The following is a 20,800-nucleotide window of genomic DNA, read 5'->3' on the forward strand; positions in this document are numbered from 1 at the left end:
GCTGAAGTCTACGTAATCGACCTGGCCGTACCCACCTTCAAAAAATGGAGAGTTATAAAGGTGAGGGTGAGTTGCAATAGCTTGTGAAAGCCTTGAACCGCCCCGGGAATTCCGGAGGCTCTTTGGTGTGAGTCATGCCGCTTGGGCCGACTCGGTAAGTTGCTGATAGTAGATCGCTTCGGCCTCTGCCGGCGGCATGTTCCCGATGGGCTCCAGTAGCCGTCGGTGGTTGAACCAGTCCACCCACTCCAGCGTCGCCAGCTCCACTGCCTCCCGATTCTGCCAGGAACGACGATGGATCACCTCGGCCTTGTACAGGCCATTGATGGTCTCGGCCAAGGCATTGTCATAGGAGTCGCCCACGCTGCCCACCGAGGGCTCGACCCCAGCTTCAGCTAGGCGCTCGGTATAGCGGATCGAGACGTACTGCACGCCACGGTCGCTGTGATGGATCAGGCTGCCCTGGCCGACCGGTCGGCGGGCATACAACGCCTGTTCCAACGCATCGAGAACAAAGTCTGTGCGGGCTGAGCTGGACACGCGCCAGCCGACGATACGCCGGGCGAATACGTCGATAACAAAGGCCACGTAGACGAAGCCCTGCCACGTGCTGACGTAGGTGAAGTCCGACACCCAGAGCGCGTTTGGCCGCTCGGCGCGGAACTGGCGATTGACCTTGTCCAGCGGGCACGGGGTGGCCTTGTCGCTGATCGTAGTCTTGACCGGTTTGCCGCGTACGACACCTTGTAGACCCAGTCGCCGCATCAGTCGCTCCACCGTGCAGCGGGCCACCACTACGCCTTCGCGCTTGAGTTGCCGCCAGACCTTGCGCACGCCGTAGACCTGGAAGTTCTCCTCCCAGACCCGCTGGATATGCCCGCTCAGTACCTCGTCACGCCGTGTTCGCGGAGAACGCCGCTCGGGAGCGGCCTGGCAATGTGCATGGGCGTAGTAGGTCGATGGAGCGATCGGCAGTACCCGGCAGATCGGCTCGACTCCATAAACCGCACGATGCTCATCGACGAACGCCTTTATGGCTTGAAGCGGCGGTCGAGCTCCGCCTGGGCAAAATACGCGGACGCCTTGCGCAGGATCTCGTTGGCCTGGCGCAACTCACGCACCTCACGTTCCAGCGCCTTGATCCGCTCGCGTTCGCTGCTGGTCTGGCCTTCACGTTTGCCAGTATCGCGCTCGGCCTGGCGTACCCAACGGCGCAGTGTTTCGGCGGTACAACCGATCTTGGCAGAAATCGAGCAAATCGCTGCCCATTCCGACTCGTGGTTGCCTTGATGCTCCAATACCAGTCGAACCGCTCGCTCGCGGACTTCCGGGGAGTACTTCGTCGTCGTCTTCATGGCTCCATCCTCTCAAGAGTTGGAGCCTCCGGGAAAGCCGGGGCGGTTCACCTTATAGAAAACTCTACGTTGTCCGTAATACGAAGGACATGGGTTCCAAACTCTTGGAAACGCTCACTGAATTGCAGCATTCCGTTGTCGAGCCCCCAAATCTGACCGTCATGTCCGGCTGACACGGAACCCAGGCAGTACACCATGACGGTTTCAGCTCGAGGCAGATTCAGAGTCATGATTGCCTCTGGGTTCAATACGATTTCGTCATGACCTTGAACCTGAAGCGCGAGTTCGCTGGCAACTCCATCCCTTATGCCAGAGCTGAGCTTAAGGTACACATTTTCAAGCTCGTCCCTTCGAAGCGCAGCGCCGGCCTCACCTTCAAGCTTCGCGAAATAGTCGACGCTATTCATGTACAGCAGACCACCCTGCAGCGCCTGTAATCGATCAAGATTAGCAACCTTGAATAGCATCCAACACTGCTTGTTTGGCGTGCGATCTGGTACCGCTTGCATCTGCACTTCACCAGATATCATCTTGCCCCCTGTTCTCTACAGATCATTGTTCATCCACAGCATGGGACTGACCGAGTCGCTCCGGTTTCGTAGATACGCTCAAGCCTCGAATACCCCTCCGTTAATCCACTACATGCCCGACCGCTTTTGGCGGAAAGCCGTCTTTCACAACGGCGACTACCGGCCAATAGCGGACTGTCACTCAATAATATCGAGCTGCGGTGGCGGCACATGTCACTGCCTGGGATTGAGCCAAACAGTTTGTACGCAGCCATGTGTCTAAGCACTATCCAGCAGTTGACGCCCCATACAGGAACATCTGCTCAAGCGCGTTCAGCGAACTGGAACTGGCGGCGCGCCCGCGCCGCTCGGCGTCAACTATGCCGAAGATCAACGACAGGAATAGTTCGGTAAGCACCGACGCGCTGAGGTCAATTCGCAGCACTCCGGCTTGTTGAGCACGCAGGAAGAATGCATCCAGCGCCTGCATATAAGGCTGCCAATTGGCATCTTCATCCGGATCGAGGCTGTCCGGGGTGTAGTGGAAGGTCAGGAAGATCATCATCTCGCGGTGCATCAGGTGCTCGCTGAGCAGCTTGCGTATCGCACCCAGTGGCTCTGCACTGTCCAGCTCGCAGTTGCTGATGATCTGGTTGAACACCTGCTCGGCATAGCTCATGAGCATGTCATCCAGATTGTCGCGGGTGCCACAGAAACGGTGCAGGGTTGCCTTGCTCACTCCTGCCGCCTCGGCCAGCTCCTTCACTGTCGCTCGAGGGCGATCAACGATGGCAACCGCCAGCGCTTTGAGGAGTCGTTCGTCTTGGGCAGTCAGGGACATCAGCAGGCCTCGGGGTGGTAACCGGTCAGGGGCAGAGAGCATTTCTTATTGTGTGCATTGTGCAGAAAACCCCTTTTCTTCAAAAGGAGAAGGTGATTTGCGCACACAAGAGTCAAATGAGTCAATATTGACTCATTTGACTCTTAAGGCGATCATTCTCACCCTTTCAAGCATTAGAGCGCCGGGTGAGTCATGGGTAGGTTGCATGCAGTAGGAATAATCAGTGGGTTGGTCGTAGCGCTCGCAGGCTGCGGCTCCGCCAGCGAGCCAGAAGCCATCAACGAGGAAGTCCGCCCGGTGGATGTTGCTGCGGTGTCGACCGAGACGCTGACGCTAACCTCGGAGCTGCCGGGGCGTATCGAGCCAATGCGGGTAGCCGAGGTGCGTGCTCGTGTAGCGGGCATCGTCATGCTCAAGCGCTTTGAAGAAGGTGCCGACGTGAAGGCCGGCGACCTGCTGTTCCAGATTGATCCGGCGCCGCTCAAGGCGGCAATGTCGCGCGCCGAAAGTGAACTGGCGCGGGCCCAGGCGGCTCAGCAGGAAGCCCAAGCGCGGGTGAAACGCTATGAGCCGTTGGTGAAGATCGCGGCGGTCAGCCAGCAGGATTTCGACACCGCTACTGCTGACCTGCGCAGCGCCCAGGCCTCGGTACGCTCGGCTCAGGCGGACTTGGAGACCGCGCGACTCAACCTGGGCTATGCCTCGGTGAAGGCGCCAATCTCCGGCCGGATCGGCCGTGCGCTAGTCACTGAGGGCGCGCTGGTCGGCCAGGGTGACGCCACTCTGATGGCGCGGATCCAACAACTTGATCCGGTCTACGTCGACTTCACCCAGCCGGTGGCCGATGCCCTGCGCCTGCGAGAAACGCTGAAGAGTGGCAACCTCCCCGCCGGCCAGAGTCAGGCGCTAAGTCTGCGCATCGAGGGTACGCCTTACGAGCTCCAGGGCGAGTTGTTGTTTACCGACATTTCTGTAGATCGTGGCACTGGTCAGGTCTCGCTGCGTGGCAAGTTTGCCAACACCGACGGCCTGCTGCTCCCGGGCATGTATGTGCGCGTCACCGCTCCACAGGGTATTGAAGCCAACGCCATTCTCGTGCCGCAGCGCGCGGTACAGCGCACCAGTGATGGCTCCGCCCATGTGCTGGTGATCGGAGCCGATAGCCGGGTCGAGGCCCGCCAGGTGCAGACCGGCGTCATGCAGGGCTCGCGCTGGCAGATCAGCCAGGGCCTGGTCAGCGGCGATCAGGTCATAGTCGGAGGCCTCTCCGGCCTGCAGCCCGGAGCCAAGGTCGAGGCCCGTCACGCCCAGGATCAACAGCAGGCGGCGCGTCAGTAAGGCGAACAACGCCGCGAGGAATTCCCCATGTCACTGTTCTTCATCAAGCGCCCCAACTTCGCGTGGGTGGTGGCGCTGTTCATTTCCCTGGCTGGCCTGCTGGCCATCCCGCTGCTGCCGGTGGCGCAATACCCTAGCGTGGCGCCACCGCAGATCACCGTCACCGCCACCTACCCCGGCGCGTCGGCGCAGGTACTGGTGGACTCGGTTACCAGCGTTATCGAAGAGGAGCTCAACGGCACCAAAGGCCTGCTCTACTTCGAGTCCACCAGCAACTCCAACGGCATGGCCGAAGTGGTGGTCACCTTCCAGCCCGGCACCAATCCGGAGCTGGCTCAGGTCGATGTGCAGAACCGCCTGAAGAAGGCTGAGGCGCGCATGCCCCAACCCGTACTCCAGCAGGGATTGGAAGCCGAGCAGACCAGCGCTGGGTTCTTGCTGATCTACGCCCTGAGCTACAAGGAAGGCGTCGAGCGCACTGATACCACAGCCCTCGGCGATTATGCCGCACGCAACATCAACAACGAGCTGCGCCGGGTCGCAGGTGTCGGCAAGCTGCAGTTCTTCTCGTCCGAAGCGGCCATGCGCGTGTGGATCGACCCGCAGAAGCTGGTGGGCTATGGCTTGTCCATCGATGACGTGAGCAACGCCATCCGTGGGCAGAATGTGCAGGTGCCTGCCGGCAGCTTCGGTGCCTCCCCGGGCAGTCGCGAGCAAGAGCTGACTGCCACCCTGGCAGTGAAAGGCACCCTGGACGATGCGCAGGAGTTCGGTCGCATTGTGCTGCGCGCCAACCAGGACGGTTCCACTGTCAAGCTGGCCGACGTCGCTCGCCTGGAAGTGGGTAGCGAGAACTACAGCTTCTCTTCGCGCCTCGACGGCAAGCCGGCGGTGGCCGGCGCCATTCAGTTGTCTCCCGGCGCCAACGCTCTGCAGACCGCAGCGCTGGTCAAAGAGCGCCTGGCCGAGCTTTCGGTGAACTTCCCAGAGGACGTCGAATACTCGGTGCCCTACGACACCTCGCGCTTCGTCGACGTAGCCATCGAAAAGGTCATACACACCCTGATCGAAGCCATGGTGCTGGTGTTCCTGGTGATGTTCCTGTTCCTGCAGAACGTCCGCTACACGCTGATTCCAGCCATTGTCGTGCCGGTGTGCCTGCTGGGCACGCTGACGATGATGTACCTGCTGGGTTTCTCGGTGAACATGATGACCATGTTCGGCATGGTGCTGGCCATCGGCATCCTGGTGGACGACGCCATCGTGGTGGTGGAGAACGTCGAACGGATCATGGCCGAGGAAGGTCTCTCCCCGGCTGCCGCCACCGTCAAGGCGATGGGCCAGGTGTCCGGCGCGATCATCGGCATCACCCTGGTGCTCTCGGCAGTGTTCCTGCCATTGGCCTTCATGGCCGGCTCCGTAGGCGTGATCTACCAGCAGTTCTCCCTGTCGCTAGCGGTGTCGATCCTGTTCTCCGGCTTCCTCGCCCTGACCTTCACTCCGGCCCTGTGTGCGACGCTACTCAAACCGATTCCGCAAGGTCACCACGAGAAGCGCGGCTTCTTCGGCGCCTTCAACCGTGGTTTTGCTCGCCTGACCGAGCGCTACACCTTGCTCAATGGCAAGCTGGTGAAACGTTCCGGTCGTTACATGCTGATTTACGCCGGCATCGTCGCGCTGCTCGGCTACAGCTACCTGCGTCTGCCTGAATCCTTCGTGCCAGTGGAGGATCTGGGGTACATGATTGTCGATATCCAACTGCCACCGGGCGCCACCCGCGCGCGGGCCGATGTCACTGGCCTGGAGTTGGAGCAGTTCCTCGCTTCCCGTGAAGCAGTGGCCTCGTCATTTCTGGTGATGGGCTTCAGCTTCTCCGGCATGGGCGAGAATGCGGCGCTGGCCTTCCCGACGCTGAAAGACTGGTCAGAGCGCGATCAATCGCAATCCGCCGACGCGGAAACCGCAGCTGTGAACGAACGTTTCGCCGGCCTCAGTGACGGCACCATCATGGCAGTCACTCCGCCCCCCATCGACGGCCTGGGTAACTCCGGTGGCTTCTCGCTGCGTCTGCAGGACAAAGCCGGCCTAGGCCGCGAGGCGCTGCTTGCGGCCCGAGATCAGCTGCTCGGCCAGGCCTACGACAATCCAAAGATCCTCTACGCCATGATGGAAGGTCTGGCCGAGGCACCACAGTTGCGCGTCGATATCGACCGTGAGAAGGCCCGTACGCTGGGCGTCAGCTTCGAGTCGATCAGCAGCGCGCTATCCACCGCCTTCGGCTCGGCGGTGATCAACGACTTCGCCAATGCCGGCCGACAGCAGCGCGTAGTGGTACAGGCTGAACAGGTCGCGCGGATGACGCCAGAAGCCGTGCTCAGGCTCTATGTGCCCAACGCCAATGGTGAGTTGGTGCCGTTGTCCGCCTTTATCAGCACCCACTGGGAAGAAGGCCCCGTGCAGCTGGCGCGCTACAACGGCTACCCGTCGATCCGCATCGCCGGTGACGCAGCCCCAGGTGTGAGCACCGGTGAAGCCATGGCTGAACTGGAGCGCCTCGCCGCGCAGCTGCCGGCAGGCATCGGCTACGAATGGAGCGGCCTGTCGTACCAGGAGAAGGTCGCCAGCGGCCAGGCGACCCAACTGTTCGCGCTCGCCATTCTGGTGGTATTCCTGCTGCTGGTGGCGCTCTACGAGAGCTGGGCGATTCCGCTGTCGGTGATGCTGATCGTGCCCATCGGTGCGCTGGGGGCTGTGTTGGCAGTGACGGCCAGCGGCCTACCCAACGATGTGTACTTCAAGGTTGGCTTAATCACCATCATCGGTCTGGCGGCGAAGAACGCGATTCTCATCGTCGAGTTTGCCAAGGAGCTCTGGGAGCAAGGGCACAGCCTACGTGACGCTGCAATTCAGGCCGCACGCCTGCGTTTCCGCCCGATCATCATGACGTCCATGGCCTTCATCCTCGGCGTAGTACCGCTGGTGCTGGCTAGCGGCGCGGGTGCAGCAAGCCAGCGCGCCCTGGGCACCGGGGTCATCGGCGGCATGCTCAGCGCCACACTGCTGGGGGTGATCTTCGTGCCGATCTGCTTCGTCTGGCTGCTTTCGTTGCTGCGCCGCCAACCGAAAACCTCGCAACAAGATTCGGAGGTTGCGCAATGATCGCCTTGTACAAACCGGCCGGCACGCTGCTGCTGGCCCTTGCCCTGACTGGTTGTTCCTTGGCGCCTACCTACGAGCGGCCTGCAGCACCAGTAGCGTCGAACTGGAGCTCTTCCAGCGCCAAGCCCGGCACGGCAACCAGCGACCTCGACTGGCAGACCTTCATCGTCGACAGCGAGCTACGCAGCCTGGTGAGCATCGCCTTGGACAACAACCGCTCGCTGCGCCAGACCTTACTGGACATCGAGCAGGCTCGTGCGCAGTACCGCATCCAACGCGCCGACCGTGTGCCGGGCCTGAGTGCGACCGCCAATGGCAATCGCCAGCGGCTACCGGGCGATCTCTCCAGCAGCGGTAGCTCGGCGGTGAGCAGCACCTATCAGGTCGGCCTGTCGCTGCCTGAGTACGAGCTGGATCTATTTGGCCGAGTGAAGAGCCTGACCCATGCCGCTCTGGAGCAGTACCTAGCCACTGAGGAGGCCGGACGCGGTGCACGCATTGCACTGGTCGCCGAAGTCAGTCAGGCCTATCTCACATACGACGGCGCCCAGCGACGCCTGCAGCTGACCGAGCAGACCCTGGCTAGCCGCGAGGATTCGCTAGGCCTGATCAGTCAGCGGCGTATAGCGGGTGCAGCCACGGCCCTGGATTACCAGGAAGCGTTGGGCCTGGTTGAGCAATCCCGCGCCGAACTGGAAAGTAACTCGCGGCAAAAACAGCAGGCATTCAATGCTCTGGTGCTACTCCTCGGCACCCAGGAGGCGGTCAAGCAAAATGCACGGGCGCCACAAGACAAACCGATGCTGCTTCAGGACATCGCCGCCGGCACACCGTCGGAGCTGATCGAACGGCGCCCGGATATCCTCGCCGCCGAACACCGTCTGAAGGCACGCAATGCCGATATCGGCGCGGCCCGCGCAGCGTTCTTCCCGCGCATCAGCCTGACCGGCAGCTTCGGTACGTCGAGTGCAGAAATGTCCGGGTTGTTCGATGGTGGCTCGCGTTCGTGGAGCTTCGTGCCAACCCTGTCGCTGCCGATCTTCGATGCCGGTCGCAACAGCGCCAACCTGGACTTGGCGGAGGTGCGCAAGGACTCCGCTGTGGCTGCCTACGAAGGCACCATCCAGACGGCATTTCGCGAGGTAGCCGATGCACTGGCGGCGACCGACACACTGCGCCGCGAGGAAGCCGCGAGACGTGCTCTGGCCAACACCACCAGTGAGACACTGAAACTGGCCAAGGCACGCTACGAGGGGGGCGTGGATAGCCACCTGCGCTACCTCGACGCGCAACGCAGCAGCTTCATCAACGAGGCCGCCTATATTGAGATCAGCACTCAGCGACAAATAGCGTTGGTTGACCTGTATCGAGCGCTAGGCAGTTGGGGAACGCAACCTTAAGTGCGCTCCGCAGTAGATATGTGAGTTGCTCAAACGACAACTCAGAATATGAATTCAAGGCTCTGTGTCATGCGTCCAGAGCCAAACTCAATAGCTGTGCTGCACAGCACTGAAGGAGAAAATTATGAGTTCGCAATTCATCGCATTCGGTGCGCTCGCTCTTGCAATTGTGAGCGAGGTAGCAGGCTCTACCCTTCTGCAAAAGACTGAACAGTTCACTAGACCTCTTCCAACCGTGGCGATGGCCCTGTGTTTCGCAGCCTCGCTCTATTTCTTATCGCATGCATTAAAAGTGATTCCTTTAGGGATCGCTTATGCGATCTGGGCGGGCTTGGGCATCGTTCTGACGGCTATCGTCAGCGTCGTTGTTTACAGGACGGGCCTTGATGGCTGGGCCATGTTCGCTATCGGGCTCATCGTGGCTGGGGTCGTGATCATGAACACCTTGTCGACCTCAGGAGGACACTGAGTTAGCGGCCGCTTTTGGCCGGTTAGCGACGGCCTGACTTCGACCGTCGCTATACATGGTCAAACCTCGGTCTGCTCTGCCATTTCCAAGGCGTCGTCGACCTCAATCCCAAGATATCGAACGGTGCTCTCCAGCTTCGTATGGCCAAGCAGAAGTTGAACGGCCCGCAAGTTCTTTGTCCTGCGATAGATCAGTGATGCCTTTGTACGTCTCATTGTGTGAGTGCCATACATGGCCGGATCAAGGCCAATGGCTTGCACCCAGCCTTTGACGATACGAGCGTATTGACGAGTGGATAGATGGTCTGAGGTGTGCAGCCTGCTCGGGAAAAGGCAGTCCTGGCTACGGAGCTGGGCTTGGTGTATCCAGGCCGCGAGAGCAGACCGTGTTTGCTCAGTAATTTCGAACTGCACTGGTCGCTTCGTTTTCTGCTGCATAACCATTGCTCGTGATGACACATGCTCGCCATGAGCAACGTCGCATACACGGAGCTTGGTTAAGTCGCAGGCTCGAAGCTTGCTGTCGATGGCCAGATCGAACAAAGCCAGATCCCGGGTTCGTTCTGCAAGCTGAAGCCTTACTCGGATGGCCCAGATATCTCTCAGCCGGAGCGGGGTTTTCTGTCCGACCAACTTTCCTTTGTTCCAGGGCCGGCGGGTGCAGGTAGCAGTGATGTTCATGGCAAGTCCTCCACATGTGGGAGGACAAGCATGGCTAGCCAGAGAAGTGGTCGCTAACCGGCCATTAGCGGACATCAACGATCAGGCTCTGCGGTGCAGTTATAAGCTCAATCTTGCTCGCCGAGGGATCAGCTAGCCTGTTGGCTTAGGTTGTCGGTTGTTGGTGTCTGGGCAGGCCGATGGATATCAGTGCAGCCAGCACGACAAATCCGCTGGAGACCCACAGGCAGGTTTCCAGACCGTATTGCTGGAAGACCCAGCCAGACAGCAGTGTCCCGACCAGCCGGCCAAGCGCGTTGGACATGTAGTAGAAGCCGACATCCAGCGACACGCCGTCTTCCTTGGCGTAGCTGACGATCAGGTAGCTGTGCAGCGACGAGTTGATGGCAAACACGCCGCCGAAGATCAGCAGTCCGCCCACGAGCACCACTTGCTTAGGCCAGTCGCTATCTAGGCCGAGGGCAATGACAACCGGAATGCCGGCCAGCAGCGCCGCCCAGAGAAACGCAGCGCGACCATCGGGCACATGCCCGCTGCGCTTGCCGGTGAGGGCTGGCGCGAAGGACTGCACGATGCCGTAGCCAATGATCCAGGTCGCCAGAAAACCGCCGACCATCCAGAAGTCCCAGCCGAAAACCGTGCTCAGGTACACCGGCAGGGCGACTACGAACCAGACGTCGCGGGCGCCAAATAGGAACAGGCGGGCGGCAGAGAGGATGTTGATCGCCCGGCTCTTGGAAAGGATGTCCCTGAACTTGGGTTTGGCTTTGGCCTTGCCTAGATCTTTCTTCAACAAGAACAGGCTAGCGATCCAGATCAACGCCAGCACGCCGGCCATGGTCAATACCGCGCCGGCAAAACCCAGCACGGCCAGCAGGGCGCCGCCGAGGAAGAAGCCCACGCCCTTGAGCGCATTCTTCGAGCCGGTGAGGATTGCCACCCACTTGTACAGCGTGCCCTGCTGGGCATCGGGCACCAGGAGCTTGATGGAGCTCTTTGCTGACATCTTGTTGAGGTCTTTGGCGATCCCCGACAGCGCCTGTGCGCCCATAACCCAGGGCACGGTCAGCCAGGCGGCGGGCACGGTGAGCATCAGCAGTGCGACCACCTGCATGGCCAGGCCAATGTTCATTGTGCGATTGAGGCCCAGCCGGGCACCGAGGTAGCCGCCGACCAGGTTGGTGACCACGCCAAAAATCTCGTAGAAAAGGAACAGCGCGGCAATCTGCAAGGGGCTGTAGCCCAGGCTATGGAAGTGCAACACCACCAACATGCGCAGGGCGCCATCGGTGAGAGTGAATGCCCAGTAATTGCCGGTCACCAGCAGGTACTGTTTGACCTCCGGGGCCAGAGCTGACAACGCCTTCATGCTTGCATCCCTACTCGGTTAAACGGCCAGGCCGACCAGCTTGGCCAGCTCCACGGTGCGGTTGGCATAGCCCCACTCGTTGTCGTACCAGGCATAGAGCTTCACCTGAGTGCCATTGACGACCATGGTCGACAGCGCATCGATGATCGAGGAGCGCGGGTCGGTGCGGTAATCGATGGAGACCAGCGGGCGTTCCTCGTAGCCGAGGATGCCTTTCAACGGGCCTTCGGCAGCCGCCTTCAGCAGTTGGTTGACGGCCTCCACCGAGGTGGCCCGCTCAACTTCGAATACGCAGTCGGTCAGCGAGGCGTTGGCCAGTGGCACACGCACAGCGTGACCGTTCAGTTTGCCGCGCAGCTCGGGGAAGATCTCGGCAATGGCGGTGGCCGAGCCGGTGGTGGTCGGGATCAGGCTCATGCCGCTGGCGCGGGCACGGCGCAGATCCTTGTGCGGGGTGTCGAGGATGCTCTGGGTGTTGGTCAGGTCATGAATGGTGGTGATCGAACCGTGGCGGATGCCGAGGTTCTCGTGGATCACCTTAACCACTGGAGCAAGGCAATTGGTGGTACAGGAGGCTGCGGTGACGATGCGGTGCTGCGCCGGATCGAACAGCTGCTGGTTGACGCCCATCACTACGTTGAGTGCGCCTTTCTCCTTCACGGGCGCGCAGACTACGACCCGCTTCACGCCTTGATCGAGGTAGGCCTGCAAGACCGCCACGGTCTTCATCTTGCCACTGGCCTCGATCACCAGATCGCAGTCCGACCAGTCGGTGTCGGCAATCGCCTTGTTGGCAGTGACCTGGATGCGCTTGCCGCCGATCACCACGCAATCGCCATCACTGCCGGCTTCGTGGTGCCAGCGACCGTGCACCGAGTCGAAGTTGATCAGGTGCGCATGGGTGGCGGCGTCGCCTGCCGGATCATTGATGCGGACAAATTCGAACTCGGGCCAATCCCAGGAGGCGCGCAGCGCCAGGCGACCGATGCGACCGAAACCGTTGATACCAATCTTGATAGCCATGTTTTTCGACTCAGCTGCTGAAGTTAGTGGGCGGCACCGAACTGGGTGAGCCAGTTAAGGTGGGCCGGGTGTTGAATGGCCTTGGGACGCAGGGCTTGCACCAGGGCGATGGCATCGGCGCGGGGAATGCCGGCTTCGATCATGATTCGCGCAGCAATCAGCCCGGTGCGCCCCGAGCCGCCCTTGCAGTGGATGGCGATGTCCTGGCCGGCGTTGAGCCGTTCAAGGATGCTTTGTTTGGAGGCTTTCCAGCCCTGGCCGAAATCCTCAAGCGGCACTTGTTCATCCGCAACCGGCAGGTGGAACCAGGCCATGTCTTGCACCTGGCATTGCTTGCCAATGTCCTCAGCCCCGTTGGCGGCCAGTTCGCTTGCCGGCATCAGGCTGATCACGGCAGAGGCGCCGGCCTGTTTGAGTGTGGCCAGCGAGTCGGCAAGGCTGCTGTTCTTGGTGCCGGGACAGGGCGTGAAGATCAGTTTGCCCTTGATGCCGGGGATGCTGAGCAGGTCGTAGGGGTGATTCATTGTGGGGGGTTCCTGGCAGTCAGATGGCGCGCTGGTTGACGCGCTTGGAGAGTTCTTCAGCGGACTCTTTACGTTCCGAGTAACGGTCGACCAAATAGTCGCTGTGGCCGCGCAGCAGCAGAGTGAACTTGACCAGTTCCTCCATGACGTCCACTACGCGGTCGTAATAGCTGGAAGGTTTCATGCGCCCGGCCTCGTCGAATTCGAGGTAGGCCTTGGGCACTGAAGACTGGTTGGGGATGGTGAACATGCGCATCCAGCGCCCCAGCACACGCATCTGGTTAACCGCATTGAACGATTGCGAGCCTCCACAGACCTGCATCACGGCCAGGGTCTTGCCTTGGCTGGGACGTATAGCCCCCATGGACAGCGGTATCCAGTCGATCTGCGACTTGAATACGCCGGTCATGGCGCCGTGGCGCTCGGGTGAGCACCACACCTGGCCTTCAGACCAGAGCACCAGATCGAGGAGTTCCTTGACCTTGGGATGGCTGCTGTCGGCATCGTCCGGCATCGGCAGGCCGGAAGGATCGAAGATTCGGGTTTCCGCGCCAAAGGCCTCCAGCAAGCGCGCCGCTTCCTGGGTCAGCAGCCTGCTGTAGGAGCGCTCACGATTGGAGCCATAGAGCAGCAGAATTCGCGGCTTGTGCTCGCCCTCGGCGTGGCCCAGGTTGGCCGGGATAGAGCGGTCAAACAGCTCCTCGGTGACGTTGGGCAGGTTGTCGATCATGGGTTTGTACCTCTTGGGCTACAACGAGCCGATTCTGTTCAGCTCGGCCTTGAGCGCATCGCTGTCGAGTTGAGTAAAGGGCAGCGCGATGAGTGCGCTCACGCGTGTCTGAATCTGCTGGATGGTGGCTGCAAACGCGGCGTCAATTTCCGCCTCAGAACCGTTGACTTCGGAGGGGTCACTCAGCCCCCAGTGACAACGAGTCGCCGGGCCAAAGAAAACGGGGCAGGCCTCTCCGGCTGCGTTGTCGCAGACGGTAATGACGATGTCAGGGGCGAGAGCCTGATGGGCATCGGTTGATTTGCTGTACAGCCCATCAACATCGAATCCGGCATCAAGCAGTGCCTGCAAGGCCAATGGGTTGACCTCTCCCTTGGGGTGACTGCCCGCACTAAAGGCCCGCATACCCTTGGGGGCCAGCGCATTGAAGATGGCCTCCGACAGGATGCTGCGGCAGCTATTGGCGGTGCAGAGAAATAAAACTTTCATGGTCATCCTCAATGGCTGGTATTCAATCGCAGGCCGGCTTGCGCCCAGGGCGATCTCGCATTTGCCAGAGGCGTTGCACATCCTGGCGTAACCACTCGGCATTGTTGTCCAGGGCCTGTTTGAGGATATCGGTCACCCATTCCGGCAGCTGCGGGTGCAGGCGGTAGTACACCCACTGGCCATTACGCCGATCCTCCAGCAGGCCACAGCCGCGCAGCAGGGCCAGGTGACGAGATATCTTGGGTTGCGCCTCTTCCAGTGCCGAGGTCAGTTCACAGACACAGAGTTCCTGTTCCAGGGTCACCAGCAAGGCGATTCGCGCCCGCGTTTCCTCGGCCAGGCATTTGAAGACTTCGGTTGGCGACATGGCATGCAGAGTGGAAGCTTCTTTAGCCGGTTTGCTTTTGATCAGCACGAACATCTTTATCCGTTCATGAATCTCATGCAGGGTCTTGCGATAGGCATCTTTCTGCGAGCTGGTTGCCGGGTCTTCAAAATTCCAGGCGATGTACTCACCAGCCCCTGGCAGGGCCTGGCACTCCAGGGCGGACTTGTCACACAGGGTGATCACGTAGTCGAAAGGCTCGCCAGCGACCTGTTCGATGGACTTGCTGTAAAGCCCATCAGTGGGAACACCAAGCTGCTCCAATGCGTTGCGGGCTCGGGTGTCGACTTCAGTGGGGGCGGAGCCTGCGCTGTAGACTTCAAAATGTTCTGAGTCGGTGTGGCGCAGCAGGGCTTCGGCCATCTGCGAGCGTGAGGAGTTCGCGACGCAGAGGAACAGGACGCGCTTTTTCTGGCTCATGTTGATCCCTATCAAAGATGCACACGGCCTAATATATTATTTTCCGAATATACAGTAAAGTGAATGTATAGCGCGATGCGCGCCAAGCGAACGAGGATAGGTAGCAAAGATGACAAATGCGTGTGAAGTCGCCCTGAAACAGGCCTCCGGGGCTCCATTGGGAGTTTTTGAGCGCTACCTGACCCTGTGGGTGTTCCTATGCATCGTGGTGGGCACCGTGCTGGGCTTGGTTGTGCCGCAAGCGGCTCAGGCCGTTGGCGCCCTGGAAGTCGCGAAGGTCAATATCCCGGTTGGCCTGCTGATCTGGGTGATGATCATTCCGATGCTGATGAAGATCGACTTCAGCGCCATCAGCGAAGTGCGCCAGCAGAAGAACGGCATGTTCGTCACCCTGTTCGTTAACTGGGCGGTCAAGCCGTTTTCCATGGCGCTGATTGGCTGGTTCTTCATCAAGCAGGTGTTTGCGCCCTGGCTGCCCGCCGAAGAGCTGGATAGCTACATGGCCGGCTTGATCCTGCTCGGTGCGGCGCCCTGCACGGCGATGGTGTTTGTCTGGAGCAACCTGTGTAAGGGTAATGCCAACTTCACCCTGACCCAGGTGGCACTGAACGATCTGGTCATGGTGTTTGCCTTTGCGCCTATCGTGGCGCTGTTGCTGGGCGTTTCTTCGATCCCGGTGCCTTGGGACACCCTGCTGCTTTCCGTGGTGATGTACATCGTCATCCCGCTGGCCATCGCCCAGTTTCTGCGGGCTCAACTGATGAAGCGCGGCGAAGCCTATTTCGAGAATGTGCTGGCGAAGATTTCGCCATTTTCCATCATCGCTCTGCTGGCCACTCTGGTTCTGTTGTTCTCCTTCCAGGGTGAGTCCATCGTCGAGCAACCCCTGATCATCGGCATCATCGCGATTCCTCTGTTGGTGCAGACACTGTTCATCGCGGCACTGGGTTACTGGCTCTGCCATACACTGAAAGTGCGCCACGACATAGCGGGCCCGGCCACCATGATCGGCGCCTCCAACTTCTTCGAGCTGGCCGTAGCCGTGGCCATTGTCTTGTACGGATTCAACTCGGGTGCCGCCCTGGCAACCGTGGTCGGCGTACTGATCGAAGTGCCCGTGATGCTATGGCTGGTACGCATGGTCAACAGCACACGCAACTGGTACGAGAGCAGCCTCAACAATCGCTAGGGGGTCAGCATGCGCTTTATCGACAATGCACCACGCTTCCTGTTCTTCACCGGTAAGGGCGGGGTCGGAAAGACCTCCATTGCCTGCGCGACAGCCCTGGAACTGACCCGTCAGGGCAAGCGCGTGCTGCTGGTCAGTACCGATCCGGCCTCCAATGTCGGGCAGGTATTCGGTCTGGAGATCGGCAATCAGATCACCGCTGTACCCGCCGTGGAAAACCTGGCGGCCCTGGAGATCGACCCACAGGGCGCAGCTCAAGCCTATCGGGATCGGATTGTGGGCCCGGCGAGGGGTGTCATGCCTGCTGATGTGGTCAAAGGCATGGAGGAGCAATTATCGGGAGCCTGCACGACCGAGATCGCAGCCTTCGACGAATTCACCTCACTGCTGGTCAACGATGAACTGAAGGCCCGCTTCGATCACATCATTTTCGATACCGCCCCGACCGGGCACACGATTCGACTGCTGCAACTGCCGGGTGCCTGGAGTGGATTTCTGGAGGCGGGGCAAGGTGATGCATCGTGTCTTGGCCCGCTGGCCGGTTTGGACAAACAACGTGATCAGTATCGCGAGGCGGTAGAGGCACTCTCTGATCCAGCCAAGACCCGTCTGGTTCTGGTTGCCAGGGCGCAGGCCGCCACCCTGCGCGAGGCTGCCCGCACACGCGAGGAGTTGGCAGCCATCGGGCTGCAAGAGCAGTACCTGGTGATCAACGGCGTGCTGCCGGCGAGTGAGGCGCAGAAGGATGTACTGGCCGCCGCCGTCTATAAACGTGAACAGGCCGCAGTCGCTGCCATGCCGCCAGCGCTGCGAACACTGCCGCTCGACCTGTTGCCGTTGAAAGCATTCAACCTGGTGGGATTGGATGCCCTGCGACAACTTTTGGTTGAGGGTTCTGCTGACAGCACGCAGGCACCGGCCAGTGCGCCGATTGAATTGAACGCTCCACGACTCAAGTCCCTGATCGACGAGATCGCCGCCGATGGTCATGGCCTGATCATGGTGATGGGCAAAGGTGGTGTCGGTAAAACGACTTTGGCCGCAGCGGTTGCCGTCGAATTGGCTCGACGTGGGCTGCCCGTGCACCTGACTACTTCTGATCCTGCCGCGCACCTTGCCGAGACACTGGATGGCACGCTTGAGCACCTGACGCTGAGCCGCATTGACCCGCATGCCGAGACACAGCGCTATCGTGATCACGTCATGCAAACCAAGGGCGCGGGCCTGGATGAGCAGGCTCGGGCGCTGCTGGCCGAGGATCTGCGTTCACCCTGTACCGAGGAGATCGCTGTATTCCAGGCCTTCTCGCGAATCATCCGTGAAGCCGGCAAAAAGTTCGTGGTGATGGATACGGCCCCGACCGGCCATACCTTGCTGTTACTGGATGCCACCGGGGCTTATCACCGCGACATTGCTCGGCAGATGTCGGGCAGCAACATGCGTTTTTCCACGCCGATGATGCAACTCCAGGATCCTAAGCAAACCAAAGTGCTGCTGGTGACCCTGGCTGAAACCACTCCTGTGCTGGAGGCTGCTGGCCTGCAAGCTGATCTGCGTCGTGCCGGCATTGAGCCTTGGGCATGGGTGATCAACAACAGCGTGGCAGCCGCAAAGACTGAATCACCGCTATTACATAAACGGGCGGTCAATGAACTGAGGGATATTGAGCATGTCGCGACGGAGCACGCGCAACGCTATGCGGTCATTCCGCTCATGTCGGAGGAGCCGGTAGGGGTTGAGCGTTTACTCGCTCTCAGCAAGTAATCTGCATCAATGAGAAGGCCCGCATTCTGCGGGCCTTCTGCTTGAAAGCGCTTACCTCTTGATGACCTCAAGGTAATCCTTGAGGGTTTTCTCGTCAGCCGCTTTGACCGTCATGCCATTCGGGCCGGAACCGATATCAGTGAACTGCTTGGCTGGCTCGCCAGTGGCTTTGAAGTCCTTCAGTTCCTGAGAGTCTTCGCGGAAAACCCAGAGACGACCATCCTCAACCTCGGTAACAAAACCAGGCTTATCGAATTCGCTGGCCATAATGGAGCCGGTGAACAGGGACGAGAGGAGCAGGGCTGAGAGGGTGAGGTTCTTCATGGAGCTACCTATTGAGTGGTGGGAGCCACCAATCTACTAGGGAGATCATTTCAGAAATGTTATAATATGCGTTAATTCGAATGTGCGCATGTAACCATTCATTTCAGGTCTCAAAGAGCACCGCCGAGCTGTAAAGAAACCAAGGCAATGGCTGCTCCTGGCCGGTAGTCGCCGTTGTGAAAGACGGCTTTCGGCCAGAATCTGTCATCAAACGCATACAAGATCAAGGACAAGTCAGCCAGTCACTATTATTCGTTGGCAACGCGTTTCTTCATGTACTTCGTCACCAGGCTTAGGGGTTTGGAATAGTTAGCAGAGGGTTTTTTATGGCAAAAAAAAGCCTGCAGCGAGGCAGGCTTGAAGGTTTATAAAAAACCAAGCGAGAGAAAAATAATTAACCAATGTGAATAGGATCAGACCAAACCAGTTCGCCGGTAGTGGGTCGGCGCATCACGTTAGTGATGTTGAAGTCTACTACTCCCCCATGGCTCTTTACTTCCACGGCACCCAAGATGGCTGCATCTAGTAATTGGGCGTACTGCGGGTGAAGCGGGATGGCTCTAATTACGCGATCAATGAAGACATCACATTGATCCTCAGTTATCTGATCATGATCAGAGAGCTCTGAAAGCAGCGCGGTAAGCGCTTCAAAGTCTGGATCGTTCTCTGTGATTGGTGTGAGCCACTCAACCTGAGCCAAGCTGAATGTGTTCATGTCGTCAGTGTCATACAGACTGTCGAGGTAAAATTCCTCAATCAGATATACGAAGCGGCTATCGCCCTTCATTCCTGATAAGAAACTCTGTCCGCCGCAGTCAGTAGTTAAGCGGTAAAGCTTTCCCTCTTTTTGGAAAAGTATTGCAGATGATCCGTGATCGAAATACTCAGCCCCAATTAATGGCTCTGAGGCCATGATCTTGTCGAAATTCACGCCAGAAAAAATGTACTGCATAGCCTTCGCGCCTAACCTTTTAAGTCTGTAATTCGAACTTTCAAGCGTTCAGCACTTGCCTGAACGGATTGCTCACGATCTTTGAAACTCTGTGCAGGGCAGCGGCTTAAACCTGCACAATGCCCGCCCGTTTCTGTGCAGCCTTTACAGGCTACTGAAATGGCATATGCCGTCTGCTTCTTAGCTTCAGCCAAGTAAAAGCAAAGGATCTTGCGCTTCACAAGCAACAAGGAAAGCAGTGGCCAGTTGAGTAGTTGCTTCATTAATTCCTCACCTGCTACGAAGGTAGGCAACTTGGCTAAAAATGGCCTTACGAGCATTGTCCAAGCTGTCAGCATTGGTTTTGGCCGACAGTTGGTTCCGTTCCTTATTGCCCATGAAGTAACTGATGCGCTCAGCGTTAGCGCCTGATGGGTGTGGTAGCCCAGCGATGATCTGCTCCGGCTTTAGCAACCCTTTGCCTTGCAAGTGCAATAGCGCCTCTACGACTTTAGGGCCAAGCGGAATGTAAATGCAGTCACTGCTTAACGCCTGAACCTCCTCAGCCAAAAAAGTTTCAACCTGTTGTAGCAAGCATGGGGTTTTTAGCATGTTTGGCGTCCCACTGTAGTTATCGCCGTTGACGAATACGGGGTAGCGCAAAGTCGAGGTGTAGTGCACCAATTCTTTGTGTTGGTCAAACAAGCTTGCGCAGGATTCGATACCTAATAGGCCGTTGATGCCCACGAAATCGAGCATGGCCACTAGGTTCCGGCGCATCGGGCCGGAGAAACTAGCAATTTCTTTGGCGGCTTTGACTGCTTCCTCATCCGAGGCGCCATTTAGCAGCGCTTTACGTGCTTCTAGGAGAGCGTTCGTTGCCTGTTGCAAGCCAGGGGTGATGCCGCAGATCACAATGCGCGCATTACGGTTGATGTACTCAAAGCATGAGTATGATGTGGTTATAAAGCCGGCACGTAACTCAGGCATGTTAAAGCAGGCTGGCAGGGATTTACCGTTAAGTCTCACTTCCGAATCTAGGATTTGGGAACGGTACTGCTTAAACTCGCTCATGACGTACTTCCTTTACAACCGATGACTAATTAATCGAAGTGGGGGTGAAATTCCGGCGACCTGTAAGCCAGCGAAGTGCTTCATGCGAGTCCACGACCGTCCGGGCACCTTGCTTCAATGTGTAGAGCCGGTCTGGTGCGTTTGGTTGTGTTGCGTTCCTAACTGCCTTTTCAGTCATCTGCGCCAGAAGCGCGATTTCTTTTAGGGTCAGCACGCCGCACGATAAATTTTGATAAACCGTCGGGGTGTATTCGTCCTCCCAATCTGGGTGGGTGTCCTCATCAAGTTTGAAGCGAACTAAGGCCATCAACGCGATGTGTTTGTTTGCACTCGGAACACAACCTTCTGCATAAAACTCGTTAGCGTTTTGCGCCTGAGTTAAGAAGGCCAGGTAATCAAGGAACGATTCGTCAATATGGTTGAAACTCAAAGCGTCCAGGTTTAAACAGCCATTTACCGCATAGTCGTATGCGAAGCACCCAGTAACGCAGTGAGTTGAGCCGCCAAGGCTCTTGTCCAAGGTTTCAGGGTCGCACGCGAACGTGGTTGCAAGCGCCTGGACAATGCCCTCGTATGCCTCACTAACCTCAGCGCGCAACTGATCTTTAGTGAATTTGGCTTCGGGCTTTGCGTACTGCCAAAAGGTTTCTACAAGGCTCATTTGTTCCATTCCGCATGGAATATAAGCGACATGATAGAGCCAATAGTTCCATTGTCAATGGAATATTTATGATTTTTCTCAGCGCCGTCGAGCGCGCCACGTGGAATTGATCCGGGCAAAAATAGCCAGCATTAGCTGGCTTTGGGTAGTAGGTTTTGATTGTTGC

21 protein-coding genes and 1 other annotated feature are annotated in these 20,800 nt (G+C 58.6%); of the genes, 6 read left to right on the top strand and 15 right to left on the bottom strand.

Annotation, left to right across the window (positions count from 1 at the left end; translation table 11 throughout):
* Positions 1-132: 132 nt before the first annotated feature.
* The 3 genes from P5704_001660 to P5704_001670 all read right to left on the bottom strand — a co-directional run bounded on the left by P5704_001660 (position 133) and on the right by P5704_001670 (position 2,705).
* A protein-coding gene (locus P5704_001660; GenBank protein ID WOF79237.1) for an IS3 family transposase occupies positions 133-1,355 on the bottom strand; the annotation gives its coding sequence in 2 pieces (ribosomal slippage) (positions 133-1,070 and positions 1,070-1,355; 1,224 coding nt in all).
* Positions 961-1,077 (bottom strand) — a sequence feature (AL1L pseudoknot). (Overlaps the previous gene by 117 nt.)
* Before the next feature lie 47 nt (positions 1,356-1,402).
* Positions 1,403-1,822, bottom strand: a complete 420-nt coding sequence (locus tag P5704_001665; protein ID WOF79238.1) for a hypothetical protein — start codon at positions 1,820-1,822, stop codon at positions 1,403-1,405.
* Positions 1,823-2,150: 328 nt separating this feature from the next.
* On the bottom strand, positions 2,151-2,705 hold the full coding sequence (locus P5704_001670; protein ID WOF79239.1) for a TetR/AcrR family transcriptional regulator: 555 nt from the start codon (positions 2,703-2,705) through the stop codon (positions 2,151-2,153).
* A 192-nt stretch (positions 2,706-2,897) separates the two neighbouring features.
* Here P5704_001670 and P5704_001675 point away from each other — a divergent pair, with 192 nt between their 5' ends.
* The 4 genes from P5704_001675 (at position 2,898) to P5704_001690 (ending at position 9,071) form a co-directional block, all read left to right on the top strand.
* Positions 2,898-4,043: a MexC family multidrug efflux RND transporter periplasmic adaptor subunit gene (locus P5704_001675; GenBank protein WOF79240.1), complete on the top strand. Its 1,146-nt coding sequence runs from the start codon at positions 2,898-2,900 to the stop codon at positions 4,041-4,043.
* A gap of 27 nt (positions 4,044-4,070) precedes the next feature.
* A complete protein-coding gene (locus P5704_001680) occupies positions 4,071-7,202 on the top strand; it encodes an efflux RND transporter permease subunit (GenBank protein ID WOF79241.1) in 3,132 nt (1,043 codons plus the stop codon).
* Complete coding sequence (locus P5704_001685; protein WOF79242.1) at positions 7,199-8,602, top strand: efflux transporter outer membrane subunit; 1,404 nt, start codon at positions 7,199-7,201, stop codon at positions 8,600-8,602. The genes P5704_001680 and P5704_001685 overlap by 4 nt, the downstream gene beginning before the upstream one ends.
* Before the next feature lie 124 nt (positions 8,603-8,726).
* On the top strand, positions 8,727-9,071 hold the full coding sequence (locus tag P5704_001690) for a multidrug efflux SMR transporter (GenBank protein ID WOF79243.1): 345 nt from the start codon (positions 8,727-8,729) through the stop codon (positions 9,069-9,071).
* A gap of 59 nt (positions 9,072-9,130) precedes the next feature.
* Here the strand turns inward: P5704_001690 and P5704_001695 are convergent, their stop codons facing one another.
* The 7 genes from P5704_001695 to P5704_001725 form a co-directional block, all read right to left on the bottom strand.
* Positions 9,131-9,751 carry a tyrosine-type recombinase/integrase gene (locus tag P5704_001695; GenBank protein ID WOF79244.1) on the bottom strand — a complete coding sequence of 207 codons (621 nt, stop codon included), beginning with the start codon at positions 9,749-9,751 and terminating at the stop codon, positions 9,131-9,133.
* Between the two features lie 145 nt (positions 9,752-9,896).
* The gene (gene arsJ, locus P5704_001700) at positions 9,897-11,120 is read right to left on the bottom strand and encodes an organoarsenical effux MFS transporter ArsJ (GenBank protein WOF79245.1); all 1,224 of its coding nucleotides are present in this window, start codon (positions 11,118-11,120) and stop codon (positions 9,897-9,899) included.
* Positions 11,121-11,138: 18 nt separating this feature from the next.
* Complete coding sequence (locus tag P5704_001705; protein WOF79246.1) at positions 11,139-12,143, bottom strand: ArsJ-associated glyceraldehyde-3-phosphate dehydrogenase; 1,005 nt, start codon at positions 12,141-12,143, stop codon at positions 11,139-11,141.
* A 23-nt stretch (positions 12,144-12,166) separates the two neighbouring features.
* On the bottom strand, positions 12,167-12,667 hold the full coding sequence (locus tag P5704_001710) for a cyclin-dependent kinase inhibitor 3 family protein (protein WOF79247.1): 501 nt from the start codon (positions 12,665-12,667) through the stop codon (positions 12,167-12,169).
* 19 nt (positions 12,668-12,686) lie between these two features.
* Positions 12,687-13,397 (bottom strand): arsenical resistance protein ArsH, encoded by a 711-nt coding sequence (arsH, locus tag P5704_001715; GenBank protein WOF79248.1) that lies wholly within the window; start codon positions 13,395-13,397, stop codon positions 12,687-12,689.
* Positions 13,398-13,415: 18 nt separating this feature from the next.
* Positions 13,416-13,886, bottom strand: a complete 471-nt coding sequence (locus P5704_001720) for an arsenate reductase ArsC (GenBank protein ID WOF79249.1) — start codon at positions 13,884-13,886, stop codon at positions 13,416-13,418.
* Between the two features lie 22 nt (positions 13,887-13,908).
* Positions 13,909-14,691, bottom strand: coding sequence for a metalloregulator ArsR/SmtB family transcription factor (locus tag P5704_001725; protein ID WOF79250.1), 783 nt, complete (start codon positions 14,689-14,691; stop codon positions 13,909-13,911).
* A gap of 109 nt (positions 14,692-14,800) precedes the next feature.
* Between P5704_001725 and arsB the strand changes: the two genes are divergently transcribed.
* Together arsB and arsA are read left to right on the top strand one after the other, a co-directional pair.
* Positions 14,801-15,880 (top strand): ACR3 family arsenite efflux transporter, encoded by a 1,080-nt coding sequence (gene arsB / locus P5704_001730; protein WOF79251.1) that lies wholly within the window; start codon positions 14,801-14,803, stop codon positions 15,878-15,880.
* Positions 15,881-15,889: 9 nt separating this feature from the next.
* Entirely contained in the window at positions 15,890-17,644 is a 1,755-nt protein-coding gene (arsA, locus tag P5704_001735) for an arsenical pump-driving ATPase (protein ID WOF79252.1), read from the top strand.
* 51 nt (positions 17,645-17,695) lie between these two features.
* Here arsA and P5704_001740 read toward each other — a convergent pair whose 3' ends face one another.
* From P5704_001740 to P5704_001760, 5 genes are all read right to left on the bottom strand, one after another.
* Entirely contained in the window at positions 17,696-17,968 is a 273-nt protein-coding gene (locus P5704_001740; GenBank protein WOF79253.1) for a hypothetical protein, read from the bottom strand.
* Between the two features lie 394 nt (positions 17,969-18,362).
* Positions 18,363-18,920 carry a hypothetical protein gene (locus P5704_001745; protein WOF79254.1) on the bottom strand — a complete coding sequence of 186 codons (558 nt, stop codon included), beginning with the start codon at positions 18,918-18,920 and terminating at the stop codon, positions 18,363-18,365.
* Between the two features lie 11 nt (positions 18,921-18,931).
* Positions 18,932-19,183, bottom strand: coding sequence for a hypothetical protein (locus P5704_001750; GenBank protein ID WOF79255.1), 252 nt, complete (start codon positions 19,181-19,183; stop codon positions 18,932-18,934).
* A gap of 7 nt (positions 19,184-19,190) precedes the next feature.
* Positions 19,191-19,973 (bottom strand): hypothetical protein, encoded by a 783-nt coding sequence (locus P5704_001755; GenBank protein ID WOF79256.1) that lies wholly within the window; start codon positions 19,971-19,973, stop codon positions 19,191-19,193.
* 25 nt (positions 19,974-19,998) lie between these two features.
* The gene (locus P5704_001760) at positions 19,999-20,634 is read right to left on the bottom strand and encodes a hypothetical protein (protein WOF79257.1); all 636 of its coding nucleotides are present in this window, start codon (positions 20,632-20,634) and stop codon (positions 19,999-20,001) included.
* Between the last annotated feature and the right edge of the window lie 166 nt (positions 20,635-20,800).

The organism is Pseudomonas sp. FeN3W, assembly GCA_030263805.2.
Taxonomy (GTDB): domain Bacteria; phylum Pseudomonadota; class Gammaproteobacteria; order Pseudomonadales; family Pseudomonadaceae; genus Stutzerimonas; species Stutzerimonas stutzeri_G.

Bases quoted from the DNA above. Each gene is read 5' to 3' on its own strand.
- P5704_001665 (WOF79238.1), bottom strand. From the start codon at position 1,822: ATGCTATTCAAGGTTGCTAATCTTGATCGATTACAGGCGCTGCAGGGT.
- P5704_001670 (WOF79239.1), bottom strand. From the start codon at position 2,705: ATGTCCCTGACTGCCCAAGACGAACGACTCCTCAAAGCGCTGGCGGTT.
- P5704_001675 (WOF79240.1), top strand. From the start codon at position 2,898: ATGGGTAGGTTGCATGCAGTAGGAATAATCAGTGGGTTGGTCGTAGCG.
- P5704_001680 (WOF79241.1), top strand. From the start codon at position 4,071: ATGTCACTGTTCTTCATCAAGCGCCCCAACTTCGCGTGGGTGGTGGCG.
- P5704_001685 (WOF79242.1), top strand. From the start codon at position 7,199: ATGATCGCCTTGTACAAACCGGCCGGCACGCTGCTGCTGGCCCTTGCC.
- P5704_001690 (WOF79243.1), top strand. From the start codon at position 8,727: ATGAGTTCGCAATTCATCGCATTCGGTGCGCTCGCTCTTGCAATTGTG.
- P5704_001695 (WOF79244.1), bottom strand. From the start codon at position 9,751: ATGAACATCACTGCTACCTGCACCCGCCGGCCCTGGAACAAAGGAAAG.
- arsJ (WOF79245.1), bottom strand. From the start codon at position 11,120: ATGAAGGCGTTGTCAGCTCTGGCCCCGGAGGTCAAACAGTACCTGCTG.
- P5704_001705 (WOF79246.1), bottom strand. From the start codon at position 12,143: ATGGCTATCAAGATTGGTATCAACGGTTTCGGTCGCATCGGTCGCCTG.
- P5704_001710 (WOF79247.1), bottom strand. From the start codon at position 12,667: ATGAATCACCCCTACGACCTGCTCAGCATCCCCGGCATCAAGGGCAAA.
- arsH (WOF79248.1), bottom strand. From the start codon at position 13,397: ATGATCGACAACCTGCCCAACGTCACCGAGGAGCTGTTTGACCGCTCT.
- P5704_001720 (WOF79249.1), bottom strand. From the start codon at position 13,886: ATGAAAGTTTTATTTCTCTGCACCGCCAATAGCTGCCGCAGCATCCTG.
- P5704_001725 (WOF79250.1), bottom strand. From the start codon at position 14,691: ATGAGCCAGAAAAAGCGCGTCCTGTTCCTCTGCGTCGCGAACTCCTCA.
- arsB (WOF79251.1), top strand. From the start codon at position 14,801: ATGACAAATGCGTGTGAAGTCGCCCTGAAACAGGCCTCCGGGGCTCCA.
- arsA (WOF79252.1), top strand. From the start codon at position 15,890: ATGCGCTTTATCGACAATGCACCACGCTTCCTGTTCTTCACCGGTAAG.
- P5704_001740 (WOF79253.1), bottom strand. From the start codon at position 17,968: ATGAAGAACCTCACCCTCTCAGCCCTGCTCCTCTCGTCCCTGTTCACC.
- P5704_001745 (WOF79254.1), bottom strand. From the start codon at position 18,920: ATGCAGTACATTTTTTCTGGCGTGAATTTCGACAAGATCATGGCCTCA.
- P5704_001750 (WOF79255.1), bottom strand. From the start codon at position 19,183: ATGAAGCAACTACTCAACTGGCCACTGCTTTCCTTGTTGCTTGTGAAG.
- P5704_001755 (WOF79256.1), bottom strand. From the start codon at position 19,973: ATGAGCGAGTTTAAGCAGTACCGTTCCCAAATCCTAGATTCGGAAGTG.
- P5704_001760 (WOF79257.1), bottom strand. From the start codon at position 20,634: ATGAGCCTTGTAGAAACCTTTTGGCAGTACGCAAAGCCCGAAGCCAAA.